The organism is Enterobacter cloacae complex sp. BZL2005, from assembly GCF_049238885.1.
GTDB classification, from domain to species: Bacteria; Pseudomonadota; Gammaproteobacteria; order Enterobacterales; family Enterobacteriaceae; genus Enterobacter; species Enterobacter roggenkampii.
In genome coordinates this window covers 33,738-49,809 of record NZ_JBMKGI010000016.1, presented here as the reverse complement: position 1 = coordinate 49,809, position 16,072 = coordinate 33,738, and the positions used below count along the sequence as shown (strand labels likewise).

Below are 16,072 nucleotides of genomic sequence, written 5' to 3'. Positions count from 1 at the left end.
GCCAGTTTCCCGGCCCGTCACCTTTACACGCGTTCCACGCCAATCAGGATGGCGCTTTCCGGATCGAGAATCGGCAGCGCAATGCCCGCCTGCATCAGCCACTCACCGCTCGCCGTTTGCGGGGTCTCCATCCATGCCGGCAGCTTGCGCATGGTATGGCCTCCCTCACCGGTGATGCGAATATCAGGGTGATCGAGCAGCGAAATACGATACTGCGCGCTGGCCTCAAGTCCCGGCATGCGCAGCGGCATCATCAACGTGTAGTCCGGCATGGCGAGCTGGCTGACGATAAACAGTCCCTGCGTTTTATCTTCGCTCACAATACCCTGTGCCAGCGTAGTGGCATCCGGCATATCCACGCGCCAGTGGGTGCCCTGATGGATAACCTCGCGCCACTGCTTATACAGCGCGGCGTAACGGCGATAACCTTCGCGCTCCTGCTCATCAACGGTGAGGGGATCCAGTTCCAGCCCCATATGGCCAAACAGGGCCGTCAGACCGCGGAATTCAATACTGTGCTGGCGGAAGGTGGCGTGACATTTATGATGACCGATATGCGCCCCCATCACCTCCGGCGGGAAGAAATAGCTCATGCCGCGCTGGATAGCGTTGCGCTCCAGCGCATCGTTGTTGTCCGAGGCCCAGAAGCGGTGGCAGCGCGTCAGCACCTCATAATCAATTCGCCCCCCGCCGGAGGAGCAGGATTCAAATTCGACGTGCGGGAAACGCTTGCCCAGCACGTCCAGCAGACGATAAAACTGGCGGGTTTGCGCGTCGGCGGCGGCCTTCCCGTCGTGACCCGGCTGTACCAGCTCACGGTTCATGTCCCACTTCACGTAGTCGACCTCATGTTCACCCAGAAGCCAGCTCATGCGCTCCACCAGGTAATCAAACGCCTGCGGAATGTTCAGGTTAAGCACCAGCTGGTGCCGCCCGGTATGTTGCCTGTAGCCGGGCAACGCCAGCACCCAGTCGGGATGCGCACGATAAAGATCGGAATCCGGGTTAATCATCTCCGGCTCAACCCAGATGCCAAACGCCATGCCGAGCTGTTTCACATGGCTGATGACCGGCGTGAGGCCGTTCGGGTACTTCTTCTCGTCCAGATACCAGTCACCCAGCGCGGCGTAGTCGTCGTTGCGACCTTTGAACCAGCCGTCGTCGATGATAAAGCGCTCCACGCCCAGCGCGGCCGCCTCGTCGGCCATGCGCATGATGTAGTCCGGATCGTGGTTAAAGTAGATGCCTTCCCAGGTATTGAGGTGAACCGGGCGCGGTTTGTTTTCGGGGAAGCGGATAACGTTGTCGCGAAGGTACTGGTGAAACTGCTGGCTCATGCCGTTCAGGCCCTGTGCGGAGTAGCTTGCATACAGGCGCGGCGTCCAGAGCGTGTCGCCCTCCTCAATCGCCATTTCGCCCGGCAGGTAGAGGGCTTCAGCCTGCAGATAGCGGCGGCCGTCGGTTTTGGCTTCCGCACGCAGGCGGTGGTTGCCGCTCCAGCCCAGATGCACGCCCCAGACGTCGCCGTGCATTTCGCTGAACGACGGCGTACCCGAAATCAGCGCCGGGAAGTGTTCATGGGAGGTTTTACCCCGGCGGTTTTCAATCACAAAGCTGTCGTGTTCAAGCGTCACGCGGTGCGGCTGAAATTCCCGGATCCAGCGCCCGTGGAAGGCCATCACCTCCCGTGCGCGTTCGGCCACGGGTAGCGTTATGGCAAAACGGTCCACCTGCCACGCCTGCGCTTTCAGGTTGGTTAAGCCGTGACGCACCGCCAGCACGCCGCTGGCGTCCAGCGTCAGCTCGCTGGTCAGCCGCAGGCCCGCATGTTCATCTTCTGCCGTAATCGTCAGGGTTTGGCCCTGCTGCTGGACGTCTGTGGTGCTAAAGACAGGCGAACCGTCCCGGCCCAGACGATGCCCTTCAATACCGGGCGACCCAAACAGGCCGTGCCCCAGCTCGGCCATCAGCGTGACCGGAGAATCCACATCCAGCCTGCCGTTGGCAACTGGCCGGGAAAGGGTTTCAGCATTCTGCGGCGAAAAGTACTGAAGATGCGGCCCCCAGTAGATAATTTCGACGAACGAGTGCGTTTTTATCACCACATCCACCGTCGCGCTTTCGAGTCGTAAAATGGAATCTTGCATCAGACATCTCCTGTCATGGGATGCCCTGAGTTTTGATCCGAAACGTTTCGGATACAAACCAAAACGTTTCGGATTTGTGATCGGGTTTAGAAAATGGAGAGATTCAGGCCGTCTGGCCGGGAGAGAATTCGGGCTGCCAGAGTACCTGGAGCTGCTCAATCGCCTCGCCGTTGATCAGCTGGCGAACCATATCGGCAATCTGTTTCCCGACGCCCTGACGGGTGGACTGGATCACTGCCGCCACGTCAGCATCGACGATGCTATCCTGCGGAAGCCCGTCATAAACCACCAGCGCAACGGCGTTCTCGCCGGTCAGGCGGCCCAGCTCCGCCAGCGCCATCGCCGCGCCGTCGCCGTGAGTGTTGCAGTCGGTAATGATGGCCGTGGGCGGCTGCGACAGCGAGAGAAGCTCTTTCGTGGTGGCATACCCCACCCGGCGTGAAGGGGGCATGGCGCGCAGCCATTCGCTGGAAAGCCCGGCTTCCCGCAACGCGTCCAGATAGCCCTGACGACGCTGGGTGATGAATGCCTGATTGTTGCTTTCGCCCAGCAGGGCAATGCGCTGATGGCCTTTTCCGATCAGCCAGCGGGTAGCATTGTACGTACCGGCATAGTTGTCGAAGTCGAACCACGCGTACGGCTGCGGCAGCTGGCTGCGACCAAGCGCCAGAAAGGGGAATCCGGCGGCCTGCAGTTGCTCAAGTCGCGGATCGCGATCCAGCGTGTGTGCCACGATCAGCGCATCCACGCGGCGGCTTTGCACCATCCGCATGTAGCTGTGCTTATCCGCCAGATCGTCGTCTGCGATGAGCAGCAGGTCGATTTCATGTCGCGCCAGCTCGTGGCTAATCTCACCCACCATGTCCATAAATACGCTGTTATTGAGCGGAACAGGATGGACCGGGAACACCAGCCCAACGGCGTCGATTTTGCCCATCTTCAGACGACGGGCGAAGGTGTTAGGCCGATAGCCGCGTCGCTGGGCCTCCGCTTCTACGCGAGCGCGCGTCTCGTCAGAAACGTCGTCATATCCGTTAAGGGCGCGGCTGACGGTGGTGACTGACAGCCCCAGTTCTTTGGCAATGGCTTTAAGCGACATGAGTTTCCGTATCTCTGTTAGTTTTGTTCCGCCACCAGCAGCGCGTAAGTGTCTGGCTCCAGGGCCTTGAAGATGTGCGGCTGGTCGGCGGGATAACAAATGTAATCCCCTGCGCCGAGCTCTTCCGCCGCGTCGAGCAGGCCGACCAGCGCCCGCCCCTGCGTCACAATAATATGTTCCACCGAGCCCGGCGGATGCGGCTGAGAAAGACGGTCTGCACCCGGTTGGGTCATCAGAAGATAGACATCGCGGCGCGCGCCGGGAGGGCATGCCGCCAGTAAAATGGCTTCATAGTTAGCCTCTCCAGCCACCACTTTTGTCCCTTCTCCACGGCGGATCACCTGCGTGGTCGGTAGCTGCGGCTCAAGCAAACGGGCGAAAGGAATATCCAGCGCCACGCAGAGCGACCACAGCGTTTCCAGGCTAGGGTTACCGTTGCCGGACTCCAGCTGGGAAAGCGTGGATTTTGCGATCCCGGCACGGCGGGCAATTTCCGCCAGTGAAAGCCCGGTTCGCAGGCGTTCTCGCACCAGACTTTTGGCGATCAGGCTGATCGGCTGCGTCATATAACGGCCTCGCGTTCTATAAAACGAACGATTCGTTCGTCTTGAAAATCAGTTTCGTTGCGTTCATTATAATGGATACACGTTCGATATGGCTAAAATTGTATGAAGCATCATCTCTCTTGTCTGAAAGGCGACACCATAAAAGCAATCATCCTGGTCTGCCTCGCGGTGGGCGTGGTCGGGATGTCCTACGGCTCGCTGGCGATGGCCTACGGTTTCCCGGTCTGGGTGCCGTTTGTGCTCTCCATTACCGTGCTGGCGGGCGCGTCTGAGTTCATGTTTATCGGCATCGTGGCGAGCGGCGGCAATCCGCTGGCGGCCGCGGCGGCAGGTTTGCTGGTCAACGCCCGGCACGTGCCGTTTGGCGTGACGGTGCGTGAGCTGGTGGGCAAGCGCGGTCTGAGCCTGCTGGGCTGCCACATCATGAACGATGAAAGCGTGGTGTTTGGCCTGTCGCAAAAAACCGCCGAGCAGCGTAAAGCCGCCTACTGGCTGTGCGGCTTAGGCGTCGCCCTCGTCTGGCCGCTTGGCGCGCTGCTGGGGGCTATGGTCGGCAAGCTGCTGCCGGACCCAGAAACCATCGGGCTGGATGCGGTATTTCCGGCCATTCTGCTGGCATTAGTGGTTCCCGCTTTTAAAAACCGTACCACGCTGATCCGCGCCTGCAGCGGCGCCGTGTTATCGCTGGCCGCCGTGCCGTTTGCCCCGGTGGGATTACCGGTACTGCTCTCTTTACTCGGTCTTGCCGCGAGGAAAAAATAATGGAAAACATGACAGTCTTTATTCTCGGCATCGCCATTCTTTCTGCCGGAACCTATTTAATGCGCCTTGGCGGCGCCAAACTCGGCAACCGGCTGGCGTTGTCGGAGCGTTCTCAGGCGCTGCTGTCAGATGCGGCAACGGTATTGCTGTTCTCCGTGGCGCTGGCGACCACCTTTTATGAGGGAGACCACTTCGCGGGCATGGCGCGCGTGCTGGGCGTAGCGTTTGCGGTGTTTTTGGCCTGGCGGAAAATGCCGTTAATCGTGGTCATTGTGGCCGCGGCAGTGGTGACGGCATTGCTGCGCGTGGCGGGCATAAACTAAAAAAGCGCCCCGGGGGCGCTCTTTCGACGGTGTGACTCGCTTATTTGTTCAGTTCAGCAGTCATGTGTACGCGGTTACCGGTGAATGCCTGGGTAATTTTGTATGATGACGCACCCGCTTCCTGAGCCTGAGCCGCGATTTTCGCTTCTGCACCATCAATGGTAGAGGCGGTTGCGGTTACGGTCTGCGCAGCGAAAGAACCAAAAGAAGTAGCCAGAGCGATTACAGCGACAAAAGTTTTGATGCTTTTCATAATATAAACCCTTTCATTAAGTTGTTTAGGTAAGGCACCGTGCCTTGATGAGATAAATACTAGACCTCATCGCGAACAACTAAAAGCGGAAGGATTTGCTATTATCATTCAAAATTACTGATTAACTATTAATCGCTGTGGATGGGTATAAATGGTTGCCCTTCCCGGCTTGCAAAAGCCCACCAGCGTCAGGTTGCAGCGCTCGGCCACCTCCACCGCCAGCGTCGTTGCCGCCGACACGGCAAACAGGATCTCCACCCCGCACATCGCCGATTTTTGCACCATCTCATAGCTGGCGCGGCTGGAAACGAGCGCGGCGCCCTGCTGCCAAACCTCACTTTCACGCGCACGACGACCGAGCAGCTTATCCAGCGCCACGTGGCGGCCCACGTCTTCATGCCCACCGGCAATCTCTCCCGACGGCAATACCCACGCCGCCGCGTGCGTGCAGCCGCTGAGCTGGCCGATAGGCTGTACATCGTTGAGGTGCTCAAGCGCAGGGTCGAGGTGCGCCAGATTAAAGGTCTGAGTAAACGGCAGTGGTGAAACAGGTTTGCCAATATCGTTGAGCTGCTCAACGCCACACACGCCGCAGCCGGTACGTCCGGCCAGCGCGCGTCGACGCTCTTTCAGCCCCATAAAGCGGCGGCTGGAGAGCTCGATTTGCACTTCCAGGCCGTTGCAGGCCTGCACCACGTCCATGCCATAGATATCTTGCGGATGCTCAATGATGCCTTCCGAGAGGGAAAAACCGATGGCGAACAGCTCAAGATCTTTCGGAGACGCCATCATCACCACATGCGATATGCCGTTGTAAACGAGCGCAACGGGCACTTCTTCGGCCAGAAAATCGGGTATGGCATCGGTTATGTGGGGCGGTCGGTGTACCGACAGTTCCACAATGCCGGCAGGCAGGGGTGACGAGTGGGGATCACGGTTTTGTTTAGACACAGCGGTATTCCTGAACAACCACGGAAGCGAGCGTGCTATTGCAGCATAAACCACAGGCTGTACGCATAGTATGGATCAACTTTTCGACAACCATTCTCCTACTCATTTAGCAGGGGTGCAACCTGCCACCGGCTACACCGCTTTAACATGCAGAGCTGTTAACGTGATCAATATCACACTTTATAATCAACATGGTGATAATACGTTCACTTTGTATTAACGCCATTAGAACAGCTGTACCGACAATGTGGTATTCTGATGATATCCCTCGTGGAATTGAGGGATTAACGCAAATTTTTTCCTTTGCGGTCATTCTTCAACCGCGAAGTCAAAACTACATATGTAAGCAATGTCGAAACAAGGAGTGACCCATGCAGGTCAGCAGAAGGCAGTTCTTTAAGATCTGCGCTGGCGGTATGGCAGGCACCACGGCAGCGGCACTGGGCTTTGCGCCCGGCGTAGCGCTGGCGGAAACGCGGCAGTATAAACTGCTGCGCACCCGTGAAACCCGTAATACCTGTACGTACTGCTCTGTCGGTTGCGGGCTGTTGATGTATAGCCTCGGCGACGGTGCTAAAAACGCCAAAGCGTCTATTTTCCATATCGAAGGCGACCCGGATCACCCGGTTAACCGCGGCGCATTGTGCCCGAAAGGGGCCGGTCTGGTGGACTTTATCCACTCCGAAAGCCGCCTGAAATTCCCTGAATACCGCGCGCCGGGTTCCGACAAATGGCAGCAAATCAGCTGGGAAGAGGCGTTTGACCGCATCGCTAAACTGATTAAAGAAGACCGCGATGCCAACTTTGTTGAGAAAAACGCCGACGGCGTTACGGTCAACCGCTGGCTCTCCACCGGGATGCTGTGTGCCTCTGCCTCCAGCAACGAAACCGGTTATTTAACCCAGAAATTTACGCGCGCACTCGGTATGCTCGCGGTCGACAACCAGGCGCGTGTCTGACACGGACCAACGGTAGCAAGTCTTGCTCCAACATTTGGTCGCGGTGCGATGACCAACCACTGGGTCGACATCAAGAACGCCAACCTCATTGTGGTGATGGGCGGTAACGCCGCTGAAGCGCACCCTGTCGGGTTCCGCTGGGCGATGGAAGCCAAAATCCACAACGGTGCGAAACTGATTGTGATCGATCCCCGCTTCACGCGTACTGCGTCAGTGGCGGATTTCTACACCCCTATTCGTTCAGGTACTGACATCACTTTCCTGTCAGGCGTACTGCTGTACCTGATGACCAACGAAAAATACAACCGCGAATACACCGAAGCCTATACCAACGCCAGCCTGATCGTGCGTGAGGATTACCACTTCGAAGATGGTCTGTTTAGCGGTTACGACGCTGAAAAACGCAAGTACGACAAAACCAGCTGGAACTACGAGCTGGATGAGAAAGGTTTTGCGAAGCGTGACACCACGTTGCAACACCCGCGCTGCGTGTGGAACCTGCTGAAAGAGCACGTCTCCCGCTACACGCCGGAGGTTGTCGAAAACATCTGCGGTACGCCGAAGGCGGACTTCCTGAAGGTGTGCGAGCTGATCGCCGAAACCAGCGCGAAAGACAAAACCGCGTCGTTCCTGTACGCCCTCGGCTGGACGCAACACTCCATCGGCGCGCAGAACATCCGCACCATGGCGATGGTTCAGCTGCTGCTCGGCAACATGGGGATGGCAGGCGGTGGCGTGAACGCCCTGCGTGGTCACTCCAACATTCAGGGTCTGACCGACCTCGGCCTGCTGTCCCAAAGCCTGCCGGGCTACATGAACCTGCCAAGCGAGAAACAGACCGACCTGCAAACCTACCTGACGGCCAGCACGCCTAAACCGCTGCTTGAAGGCCAGGTGAACTACTGGGGCAACTATCCGAAGTTCTTCGTCTCGATGATGAAAGCGTTCTTCGGTGACAAAGCGACGGCGGAAAACAGCTGGGGCTTTGACTGGCTACCGAAGTGGGATAAAGGTTACGACGTTCTGCAATATTTCGAGATGATGCACCAGGGCAAAGTGAACGGCTATCTGTGCCAGGGCTTTAACCCGGTTGCCTCGTTCCCGAACAAGAACAAGGTTGTTGAGTCGCTGTCGAAACTGAAGTTCCTGGTGACGATTGACCCGCTCAATACCGAAACCTCGACCTTCTGGCAGAACCACGGTGAATCGAACGACGTCGATCCGTCGAAGATTCAGACCGAAGTGTTCCGTCTGCCATCGACCTGCTTTGCGGAAGAAAACGGCTCTATCGTCAACTCCGGGCGCTGGCTGCAGTGGCACTGGAAAGGCGCGGACGCCCCGGGCATCGCCATGAACGACGGCGAGATCCTGGCCGGTATCTTCTTACGCCTGCGTAAGATGTATGCGGCTGAAGGCGGCGCGAACCCTGAGCCTGTGCTGAACATGACCTGGAACTACTCGACGCCGGAAAACCCAGCGCCGGAAGAAGTGGCGATGGAGAGCAACGGTAAGGCGCTGGCGGACGTTATCGACCCGGCCACCGGCACCGTGCTGGCGAAGAAAGGCGATCAGCTCAGTACCTTCGCGCACCTGCGTGACGACGGCACCACCTCCAGCGGCTGCTGGATCTTTGCCGGTAGCTGGACGCCGAAAGGCAACCAGATGGCCAACCGCGATAACGCCGACCCGTCGGGTCTGGGCAATACGCTGGGTTGGGCATGGGCATGGCCGCTCAACCGCCGTATCCTCTATAACCGCGCGTCCGCTGACCCGCAGGGCAACCCGTGGGATCCGAAGCGTCAGCTGCTGAAGTGGGACGGTGCGAAATGGGGCGGCGTGGATATTCCGGACTACAGCACTGCCGCACCAGGCAGCGACGTCGGGCCGTTTATCATGCAGCCTGAAGGGATGGGGCGTCTGTTCGCTATCGATAAGATGGCGGAAGGTCCGTTCCCGGAACACTACGAGCCGTTTGAGACGCCGCTGGGCACCAACCCGCTGCACCCGAACGTGGTCTCTAACCCGGCAGCCCGTATCTTCAAGAGCGATTTTGAAGCGCTGGGTAAAAAGGACAAGTTCCCGTACGTGGGCACCACTTACCGTCTGACCGAGCACTTCCACTACTGGACCAAACACGCGCTGCTTAACGCCATCGCGCAGCCGGAACAGTTTGTGGAGATCGGCGAGAAGCTGGCGAACAAGCTCGGCATTGCCCATGGCGATACCGTGAAGGTCTCCTCTAACCGCGGCTACATCAAGGCCAAGGCGGTGGTGACCAAGCGTATTCGCACGCTGAACGTTCACGGTCAGCAGGTGGATACCATCGGCATCCCAATTCACTGGGGCTATGAGGGCGTGGCGAAGAAAGGGTTCATTGCGAACACCCTGACGCCATTCGTCGGTGATGCGAACACGCAGACGCCGGAGTTTAAGGCCTTCCTCGTGAACGTGGAAAAGGTGTAACGGAGACGACTTATGGCTTATCAATCTCAAGACATCATCCGTCGTTCCGCGACTAACGGTTTCACGCCCGCGCCTCAGGCGCGGGACCACCAGCAGGAAGTGGCGAAGCTTATCGACGTGACCACCTGTATCGGCTGTAAAGCCTGTCAGGTGGCCTGCTCTGAGTGGAACGATCTGCGTGACGAAGTGGGCCACAACGTCGGGGTGTACGACAACCCTGCGGACCTGACCGCCAAGTCCTGGACGGTGATGCGTTTCTCGGAAGTAGAGCAGAACGACAAGCTGGAATGGCTTATCCGCAAAGACGGCTGTATGCACTGTGCGGATCCGGGCTGCCTGAAGGCATGTCCGTCAGAAGGGGCTATCATTCAGTATGCCAACGGCATCGTCGACTTCCAGTCCGAGCAGTGCATTGGCTGCGGCTACTGCATCGCGGGCTGTCCGTTCGACGTACCGCGCCTGAACCCGGAAGACAACCGCGTCTACAAATGCACCCTGTGCGTGGACCGCGTTACCGTCGGCCAGGAGCCTGCCTGCGTGAAGACCTGCCCAACCGGCGCCATCCACTTTGGTTCTAAAGAGGATATGAAAACGCTGGCGGCAGAGCGCGTGGGCGAGCTGAAAACCCGTGGTTACGACAATGCGGGCCTGTACGATCCGGCCGGTGTTGGCGGTACGCACGTGATGTACGTGCTGCACCACGCCGACAAGCCGAATCTGTATCACGGCCTGCCGGAGAACCCGGAAATCAGCGCTACCGTGAAGTTCTGGAAAGGCATCTGGAAACCGCTGGCAGCGGTGGGCTTTGCTGCCACCTTTGCAGCGAGCATCTTCCACTACGTCGGCGTCGGTCCGAACCGCGCGGAAGAGGAAGACGACAACCTGCATGAAGAGAAAGACGAGGTGCGCAAATGAGAAAACGTGACACCATCGTGCGCTACACCGCGCCGGAACGCATCAACCACTGGGTCACCGCCTTCTGCTTCATGCTGGCGGCGATAAGCGGGCTGGGGTTCTTCTTCCCGTCCTTCAACTGGCTGATGCAGATCATGGGGACACCACAGCTGGCGCGCATCCTGCACCCGTTTGTGGGCGTCATCATGTTCGCGTCGTTCATCATCATGTTTTTCCGCTACTGGCACCATAACCTAATCAATCGGGATGATATCTTTTGGGCGAAGAATATTCGTAAGATCGTCGTCAACGAGGAAGTGGGTGACACCGGGCGTTATAACTTCGGCCAGAAATGCGTATTCTGGGCGGCGATTATCTTCCTGGTCCTGTTGCTGGTCAGCGGCGTGATCATCTGGCGTCCGTACTTTGCGCCTGCTTTCTCAATCCCGGTGATCCGATTCGCGCTGATGCTGCATTCATTTGCCGCAGTGGCGTTAATTGTGGTTATCATGGTGCATATATACGCCGCCCTCTGGGTGAAAGGCACCATTACCGCGATGGTGGAGGGATGGGTCACCAGCACGTGGGCGAAGAAACATCACCCGCGCTGGTACCGTGAAGTCCGCCAGAAACAGGAAAAGTCATCTGAATGAGTATTCGCATAATCCCGCAAGATGAGCTGGGGTCGAGCGAGAAACGCACGGCGGATTATATTCCGCCGTTGTTATTCCCCAGACTCAAGAACCTCTACAACCGCCGCGCAGAGCGTCTGCGCGAGCTGGCAGAGAACAACCCGCTGGGTGATTTTCTGCGCTTTGCCGCGCTGGTCGCCCACGCGCAGGAAGTGGTGCTGTACGACCACCCGCTGCAAATGGACCTGACCGCGCGCATCAAAGAAGCCAACGCGCAGGGCAAGCCGCCGCTGGACATTCACGTCCTGCCGCGCGACAAGCACTGGCAAAAGCTGCTGCATTCGCTGATTGCCGAGCTGAAGCCGGAAATGAGCGGAACCGCGCTGGCGGTCATTGAGAATCTGGAAAAAGCGTCCGAACAAGAGCTTGAAGAGATGGCGAGCGCGCTGTTCGCGTCCGACTTCTCGCTGGTCAGCAGCGATAAGGCGCCGTTTATCTGGGCAGCCCTGTCGCTCTACTGGGCACAAATGGCAAGCCTGATCCCGGGCAAAGCTCGCGCCGAATACGGCGAGGCGCGTCAGTTCTGCCCGGTGTGTGGCTCAATGCCGGTCTCCAGCATGGTGCAAATCGGCACCACTCAGGGGCTGCGCTACCTGCACTGCAACCTGTGTGAAACCGAGTGGCACGTGGTGCGCATCAAGTGCAGCAACTGCGAGCAGACCCGCGATCTGAACTACTGGTCGCTGGAAAACGAAGACGCGGCGGTGAAAGCCGAAAGCTGCGGCGACTGCGGCACCTACCTGAAGATTCTCTATCAGGAAAAGGACCCGAAAGTCGAAGCGGTGGCCGACGATCTCGCCTCGCTGATTCTGGACGCGAAGATGGAGCAGGAGGGCTTTGCCCGCAGCTCGATTAACCCGTTCCTGTTCCCGGGCGAAGGGGAGTAATTCCCTGTGACAGTGCCGGGCGGCGCGTGCTTGCCCGGCCTGTAATTCGACAGCAATACCCGCCGCCTTTCATGCCAGATACTCTCCATTCTCGTTGAGAGACGCGTTATCGCCTTTGCGAGCCGCTTTCCAGGTTGTTGCCCTCAACACTATTCTTGTTTTCTTTTGAATCAAACCAGGCTATAAAACTGTTTATCCATACAGTAAAAGGGATTATTCATGGCGCTGGAAAAGGGTATTGCACAGCTGGTTCAGGGATTTATCGCTGCAGGGCGGCCCTCGTCACGTCGCCAAAGCATTGAGGTGCGACGAGCAGGCTATATTGCCAGCACAGGGCTTGCCGGGGAGACCGAAACGCGCGTTCAGGTGGAGACGCTTGTTCTTGAGGGTCTTACCATTCGGGTATTTTCACCTCTCAATGCGCCTGAACTATTGCCTGCTGCCATCTACTACCACGGCGGATGCTTTATCAGCGGCGGCTTTGATACCCATGACAACCAGCTCCGTCAGTTAGCCTGCTACGGCAATTGCCGGGTGGTTGCGATTCAATACAGGTTGGCGCCGGAGCATACCTTCCCCGCCGCACATGACGATGCGGAAAGAGGTGCAGATCTGGTCTGGCAATATGCGGACAAACTGGGCGTGGATAAAAACCGGATTACACTTTGTGGAGACAGCGCGGGGGGACATCTTGCGCTGGTAACGGCGCTGCGGCTTAAGGCTAAAGGGCTCTGGCAGCCTGTACAGCTTATTCTTATCTACCCCATGCTCGACGCCACGGCCAGTTTTGAAAGCTATACCCTCAACGGCATGGATTACGTAATTACTCGCGATACCCTGCTGAGCGGCTATGAAATATATCTGGCTGGAGCCGACCGTAAGCATCCTGAGGTTAGCCCGCTGTGGCGAGAAGACTTCAGCGGCCTGCCAGCTGTCCATATCGTTACCGCTGAGTACGATCCGTTATGCGATGAAGGAGAGGCGCTGTTTCAACGCCTCACGGAGCAAGAAGTGACGTGTACCGCTCAGCGATGGCTGGGAGTAATACATGGCTTCTTCCAGCTTGGTGGAATTAGCCAATCAGCGCGAGATGTTATGCGGGATATCGCCGGACGGATTCAGCACGCCCGGGGAGCGTAAACAGGAGATTACTCCTCCTCGTTCCCGCCCTCTTCATACGCGCCAAAAGGCTTCGCCGGAAGAACAATGTAGGTGCCTTCAAACACCGCGCCCGGCGTTTTATCGCCAAACAGTTCGACCTGCATTTGTACGCGCGCCTTGCGACCGCGTGCCAGACGGTCAAGATCGCCACCCAGTGATCCCAGATCGGCCACGGCGGTCGGCTTGCCGCTTATCGGCGCGCTATAGCGAATGTGGGCATCGGCCAGAATGATGGTGCCGCCCAGATGGCGCTCGCGCAGCATTAGCCAGATAAGCCCCCAGCCGGTGAGCGTGGCCAGTGAGAAAAGACTTCCGGCAAACAGGGTGTGGTGCGGATTCTGGTTGCCGGTTTCCGGCATGGTGGTAATAAATTTTTGTCCGGTGTACTGCTGAATGCGTACGCCCATTTTTTCGCTGAGCGGAATGTGCTGATACCAGGCCTGCTGCAGCTGTCCGCACCAGTCGGCGCGATGCAGAATATCGTCCAGCGTGGCGATGGGTTTGATCATCAAAAAATGACGAATCGGGGTGGTTTGCGGGGTTGTGATTTCACCCTGATTCACAAAACCGAGTTTAGCGAAGAATTCCACGGCATCTTCGCGGGCGCTACAGGTGACGCGCTTAACGCCTTCCTGGCGGGCGACGGATTCCAGGGTCATCGCCATTAGCGTCCCCAGACCTTTGTCCTGCACGGAGGGATGAACCGCCATAAAGCGAATAGACGCTTCGTTATCGGCGTTGATATACAAACGCCCGACGGCCACAAGGTTGCCCTCTTCGTCCATCACCATCTGATGGTGGGCCATCGCGTCCCAGGCGTCGCGCTCAGAGCCTTTTGGCTGATGTAATGGCTTGCGTAGCATTTCCCAGCGGAACTGGTAATAAGCGTCTAACTCTTCTTCCGTTTGCGGTACTCGAAGGTGATACATAGCTGTACTCTCTCTTGTTACCCGCGGCCATGCCGTAAGTATGCTCATACCTGGAGCCAGAATGTGACGGGGCCATCGTTCACCAGCGATACCTGCATATCTGCAGCGAATCGTCCGGTTTGCGTATTCATTTCCTGCTGGCGACAACGCTCAACAAAGTACTCGTAAAGTGCTTCTGCACGATCCGGCGCGGCGCCTTTCGAGAAACTCGGGCGCATGCCGCGCTCGGTATCCGCTGCCAGCGTAAACTGGGAAACCACCAGCACGCTGCCGCCCGCCTGCTGGACGTTCAGGTTCATCTTGCCTTCCGCATCGCTGAAAATACGGTAGCCCAGCACGCGCTCACACAAGCGGTTGGCTTTTTGTTCGTCATCATCCTTTTCGACACCTAACAACACCAAAAGTCCTGGGCCAATTTCACCCGTCACCTCTCCCTCCACGGTGACGCTGGCACGGGTTACGCGCTGTATCAATGCAATCATGGTTGGTCTGCTTCTTGTTGTTTTTCAGCTTCTGCTGCTTTTTTAAGTTCGCGGTATACACCGAGAGTGACAGTTATTTCAGCACCAAGCAAGACGATACACCAGGTCCAGTAGACCCAGACAAACAAAATGGGGATCACCGCCAGCACGCCGTAAATCAGCTGATAGGACGGAAACATGGTGATGTAAAGGGCAAACCCTTTCTTACCGAGCTCAAAGAGCAACGCCGCCACCAGCGCCCCCACGACCGCATCGCGGTTAGGCACGCGCGTGGTCGGCACCACGCTATAGAGCAGCCAGAACGAGAGCCACGACAGGATCAACGGAAAGATGCGAAGCACATTATCAATCACGCCGTTTAAATCGCTCGCCCAGCGCAGGGAGAGCAGATACGAACTGATCGCGAGGCTCGCCCCGGCCAGCAGCGGCCCCAGCGTGAGGATCATCCAGTACACGGCAAAGGAATAGACCTTTGGCCGCGCTTTTTTACTCCGCCAGATCGTGTTCAGCGCGTTATCGATGGCGTACATCAACAGCAGCGCGGTGATAATAAGACCACATGCCCCCACTGCCGTCATCTTGCTGGAGTTAGCAACAAACTGCTCAATGTAGTTCTGGATGACATCCCCGGTTGCCGGAATGAAATTCGCGAAGACAAAATGACGAAGCTGCACGCTGACGTCCGCAAACATCGGAAAGGCGGAGAACAGGGCAAAGATGACCGCCACCAGCGGCACCAATGAGAGCAGCGACACGTAGGCGAGGTTACCCGCCAGCGTGGTCATATTGTCCTCATCAATCCGATGCCAGAGCAGTTTCAGCCAGGCCCGCAGCGGGCGAGTATGGTGCGTGGCTTTTTGATGAACGGTTTTTAGCATAGCTGCTTCGCAAAGTAGTCTGGTATCGTCTCTTTTCCGGTCACCAGAATTGACGTAATACCCAACTGGTTAGCTCCCTCTATATTATCGGCGTTGTCGTCGAAAAAGACCGCATCGGCCGCGGTGAATCCCTCTGCCTGCAGAACAGCCTGATAAATTCGCGCTTCAGGCTTACGCATCCCCATCTCCTGCGAGAGGTAGATCTTATCCGCCGCCGCCTTAACTTCAGGGTATTCTTCAGGCCAGAACGTGGTGTGCAGACGGTTGGTATTTGACAGCACAACGACCCGATGCCCCTGCTCGCGCAGTTTGTGCATGATGTCGATCACCTCAGGGCGAACCGCCACAAATACCGCCTGCCAGCCGTGGGAAAACTGTTCATAGCTTAACGAAAGCCCCATCTCCTGGCAGAAACGTTCAGCGAATGCTTCATCGCTGATTTCACCGCGCTCATGCTGGTGGAAGGTCTCGCCCATCGCGAAATTCTGCTTTAAGGTCGCCAGCGGCACGCGGCTAAAATCGCTCCATGCACCCAACACGCGATTAAAATCGATATCGACGATGACGTTTCCTAAATCAAAGATATAAAGCATGTTTATCTCCTGCTCGCCGTGGAGAGGTAACTG

The 16,072-nt window shown here is 57.4% G+C and carries 16 protein-coding genes; 7 read left to right on the top strand and 9 right to left on the bottom strand.

Features of this window, described 5'->3' with window-relative positions; all coding sequences use genetic code 11:
• Window positions 1–23: 23 nt before the first annotated feature.
• From ACOTXI_RS20615 to ACOTXI_RS20605, 3 genes are all read right to left on the bottom strand, one after another.
• The gene (locus ACOTXI_RS20615; protein ID WP_058654050.1) at window positions 24–2,147 is read right to left on the bottom strand and encodes an alpha-galactosidase; all 2,124 of its coding nucleotides are present in this window, start codon (window positions 2,145–2,147) and stop codon (window positions 24–26) included.
• 103 nt (window positions 2,148–2,250) lie between these two features.
• Window positions 2,251–3,246: a LacI family DNA-binding transcriptional regulator gene (locus ACOTXI_RS20610; RefSeq protein ID WP_023345118.1), complete on the bottom strand. Its 996-nt coding sequence runs from the start codon at window positions 3,244–3,246 to the stop codon at window positions 2,251–2,253.
• Window positions 3,247–3,263: 17 nt separating this feature from the next.
• On the bottom strand, window positions 3,264–3,812 hold the full coding sequence (locus ACOTXI_RS20605) for a helix-turn-helix domain-containing protein (RefSeq protein ID WP_021242797.1): 549 nt from the start codon (window positions 3,810–3,812) through the stop codon (window positions 3,264–3,266).
• Window positions 3,813–3,914: 102 nt separating this feature from the next.
• Here ACOTXI_RS20605 and ACOTXI_RS20600 point away from each other — a divergent pair, with 102 nt between their 5' ends.
• On the top strand, window positions 3,915–4,574 hold the full coding sequence (locus ACOTXI_RS20600; RefSeq protein ID WP_023293608.1) for an AzlC family ABC transporter permease: 660 nt from the start codon (window positions 3,915–3,917) through the stop codon (window positions 4,572–4,574).
• Complete coding sequence (locus ACOTXI_RS20595) at window positions 4,574–4,897, top strand: AzlD domain-containing protein (RefSeq protein ID WP_021242796.1); 324 nt, start codon at window positions 4,574–4,576, stop codon at window positions 4,895–4,897. Before ACOTXI_RS20600 ends, ACOTXI_RS20595 begins: the two co-directional genes overlap by 1 nt.
• A gap of 40 nt (window positions 4,898–4,937) precedes the next feature.
• Here the strand turns inward: ACOTXI_RS20595 and ACOTXI_RS20590 are convergent, their stop codons facing one another.
• Both ACOTXI_RS20590 and fdhD read right to left on the bottom strand, forming a co-directional pair.
• On the bottom strand, window positions 4,938–5,150 hold the full coding sequence (locus ACOTXI_RS20590) for a DUF1471 domain-containing protein (protein WP_008501827.1): 213 nt from the start codon (window positions 5,148–5,150) through the stop codon (window positions 4,938–4,940).
• 114 nt (window positions 5,151–5,264) lie between these two features.
• Entirely contained in the window at window positions 5,265–6,101 is an 837-nt protein-coding gene (gene fdhD, locus ACOTXI_RS20585) for a formate dehydrogenase accessory sulfurtransferase FdhD (RefSeq protein ID WP_023326326.1), read from the bottom strand.
• A gap of 371 nt (window positions 6,102–6,472) precedes the next feature.
• Between fdhD and fdnG the strand changes: the two genes are divergently transcribed.
• The 5 genes from fdnG (at window position 6,473) to ACOTXI_RS20560 (ending at window position 13,136) form a co-directional block, all read left to right on the top strand.
• Complete coding sequence (fdnG, locus tag ACOTXI_RS20580; RefSeq protein ID WP_088728449.1) at window positions 6,473–9,523, top strand: formate dehydrogenase-N subunit alpha; 3,051 nt, start codon at window positions 6,473–6,475, stop codon at window positions 9,521–9,523.
• A gap of 12 nt (window positions 9,524–9,535) precedes the next feature.
• Window positions 9,536–10,438: a formate dehydrogenase subunit beta gene (gene fdxH / locus ACOTXI_RS20575; protein ID WP_008501831.1), complete on the top strand. Its 903-nt coding sequence runs from the start codon at window positions 9,536–9,538 to the stop codon at window positions 10,436–10,438.
• Window positions 10,435–11,070, top strand: a complete 636-nt coding sequence (fdoI, locus tag ACOTXI_RS20570) for a formate dehydrogenase cytochrome b556 subunit (protein ID WP_008501832.1) — start codon at window positions 10,435–10,437, stop codon at window positions 11,068–11,070. The genes fdxH and fdoI overlap by 4 nt, the downstream gene beginning before the upstream one ends.
• Window positions 11,067–11,996 carry a formate dehydrogenase accessory protein FdhE gene (gene fdhE / locus ACOTXI_RS20565; protein ID WP_008501833.1) on the top strand — a complete coding sequence of 310 codons (930 nt, stop codon included), beginning with the start codon at window positions 11,067–11,069 and terminating at the stop codon, window positions 11,994–11,996. Before fdoI ends, fdhE begins: the two co-directional genes overlap by 4 nt.
• Window positions 11,997–12,215: 219 nt before the next feature.
• Window positions 12,216–13,136 carry an alpha/beta hydrolase gene (locus ACOTXI_RS20560; protein WP_008501834.1) on the top strand — a complete coding sequence of 307 codons (921 nt, stop codon included), beginning with the start codon at window positions 12,216–12,218 and terminating at the stop codon, window positions 13,134–13,136.
• Window positions 13,137–13,144: 8 nt separating this feature from the next.
• Here ACOTXI_RS20560 and fabY read toward each other — a convergent pair whose 3' ends face one another.
• From fabY to yihX, 4 genes are read right to left on the bottom strand one after another with little or no spacing between them, the layout of a single operon-like run.
• Window positions 13,145–14,086 carry a fatty acid biosynthesis protein FabY gene (gene fabY / locus ACOTXI_RS20555; protein ID WP_008501835.1) on the bottom strand — a complete coding sequence of 314 codons (942 nt, stop codon included), beginning with the start codon at window positions 14,084–14,086 and terminating at the stop codon, window positions 13,145–13,147.
• Between the two features lie 44 nt (window positions 14,087–14,130).
• Window positions 14,131–14,568 (bottom strand): D-aminoacyl-tRNA deacylase, encoded by a 438-nt coding sequence (dtd, locus tag ACOTXI_RS20550; protein WP_008501836.1) that lies wholly within the window; start codon window positions 14,566–14,568, stop codon window positions 14,131–14,133.
• Window positions 14,565–15,446, bottom strand: a complete 882-nt coding sequence (locus ACOTXI_RS20545; RefSeq protein WP_032622951.1) for a virulence factor BrkB family protein — start codon at window positions 15,444–15,446, stop codon at window positions 14,565–14,567. The genes dtd and ACOTXI_RS20545 overlap by 4 nt, the downstream gene beginning before the upstream one ends.
• Window positions 15,440–16,039, bottom strand: a complete 600-nt coding sequence (yihX, locus tag ACOTXI_RS20540) for a glucose-1-phosphatase (protein ID WP_008501839.1) — start codon at window positions 16,037–16,039, stop codon at window positions 15,440–15,442. The genes ACOTXI_RS20545 and yihX overlap by 7 nt, the downstream gene beginning before the upstream one ends.
• Window positions 16,040–16,072 lie beyond the last annotated feature (33 nt).

What these genes read in the sequence shown, in the direction of transcription:
- ACOTXI_RS20615 (WP_058654050.1), bottom strand. Translation starts at nt 2,147, where the DNA reads ATGCAAGATTCCATTTTACGACTCGAAAGCGCGACGGTGGATGTGGTG.
- ACOTXI_RS20610 (WP_023345118.1), bottom strand. Translation starts at nt 3,246, where the DNA reads ATGTCGCTTAAAGCCATTGCCAAAGAACTGGGGCTGTCAGTCACCACC.
- ACOTXI_RS20605 (WP_021242797.1), bottom strand. Translation starts at nt 3,812, where the DNA reads ATGACGCAGCCGATCAGCCTGATCGCCAAAAGTCTGGTGCGAGAACGC.
- ACOTXI_RS20600 (WP_023293608.1), top strand. Translation starts at nt 3,915, where the DNA reads ATGAAGCATCATCTCTCTTGTCTGAAAGGCGACACCATAAAAGCAATC.
- ACOTXI_RS20595 (WP_021242796.1), top strand. Translation starts at nt 4,574, where the DNA reads ATGGAAAACATGACAGTCTTTATTCTCGGCATCGCCATTCTTTCTGCC.
- ACOTXI_RS20590 (WP_008501827.1), bottom strand. Translation starts at nt 5,150, where the DNA reads ATGAAAAGCATCAAAACTTTTGTCGCTGTAATCGCTCTGGCTACTTCT.
- fdxH (WP_008501831.1), top strand. Translation starts at nt 9,536, where the DNA reads ATGGCTTATCAATCTCAAGACATCATCCGTCGTTCCGCGACTAACGGT.
- fdoI (WP_008501832.1), top strand. Translation starts at nt 10,435, where the DNA reads ATGAGAAAACGTGACACCATCGTGCGCTACACCGCGCCGGAACGCATC.
- fdhE (WP_008501833.1), top strand. Translation starts at nt 11,067, where the DNA reads ATGAGTATTCGCATAATCCCGCAAGATGAGCTGGGGTCGAGCGAGAAA.
- ACOTXI_RS20560 (WP_008501834.1), top strand. Translation starts at nt 12,216, where the DNA reads ATGGCGCTGGAAAAGGGTATTGCACAGCTGGTTCAGGGATTTATCGCT.
- fabY (WP_008501835.1), bottom strand. Translation starts at nt 14,086, where the DNA reads ATGTATCACCTTCGAGTACCGCAAACGGAAGAAGAGTTAGACGCTTAT.
- dtd (WP_008501836.1), bottom strand. Translation starts at nt 14,568, where the DNA reads ATGATTGCATTGATACAGCGCGTAACCCGTGCCAGCGTCACCGTGGAG.
- ACOTXI_RS20545 (WP_032622951.1), bottom strand. Translation starts at nt 15,446, where the DNA reads ATGCTAAAAACCGTTCATCAAAAAGCCACGCACCATACTCGCCCGCTG.
- yihX (WP_008501839.1), bottom strand. Translation starts at nt 16,039, where the DNA reads ATGCTTTATATCTTTGATTTAGGAAACGTCATCGTCGATATCGATTTT.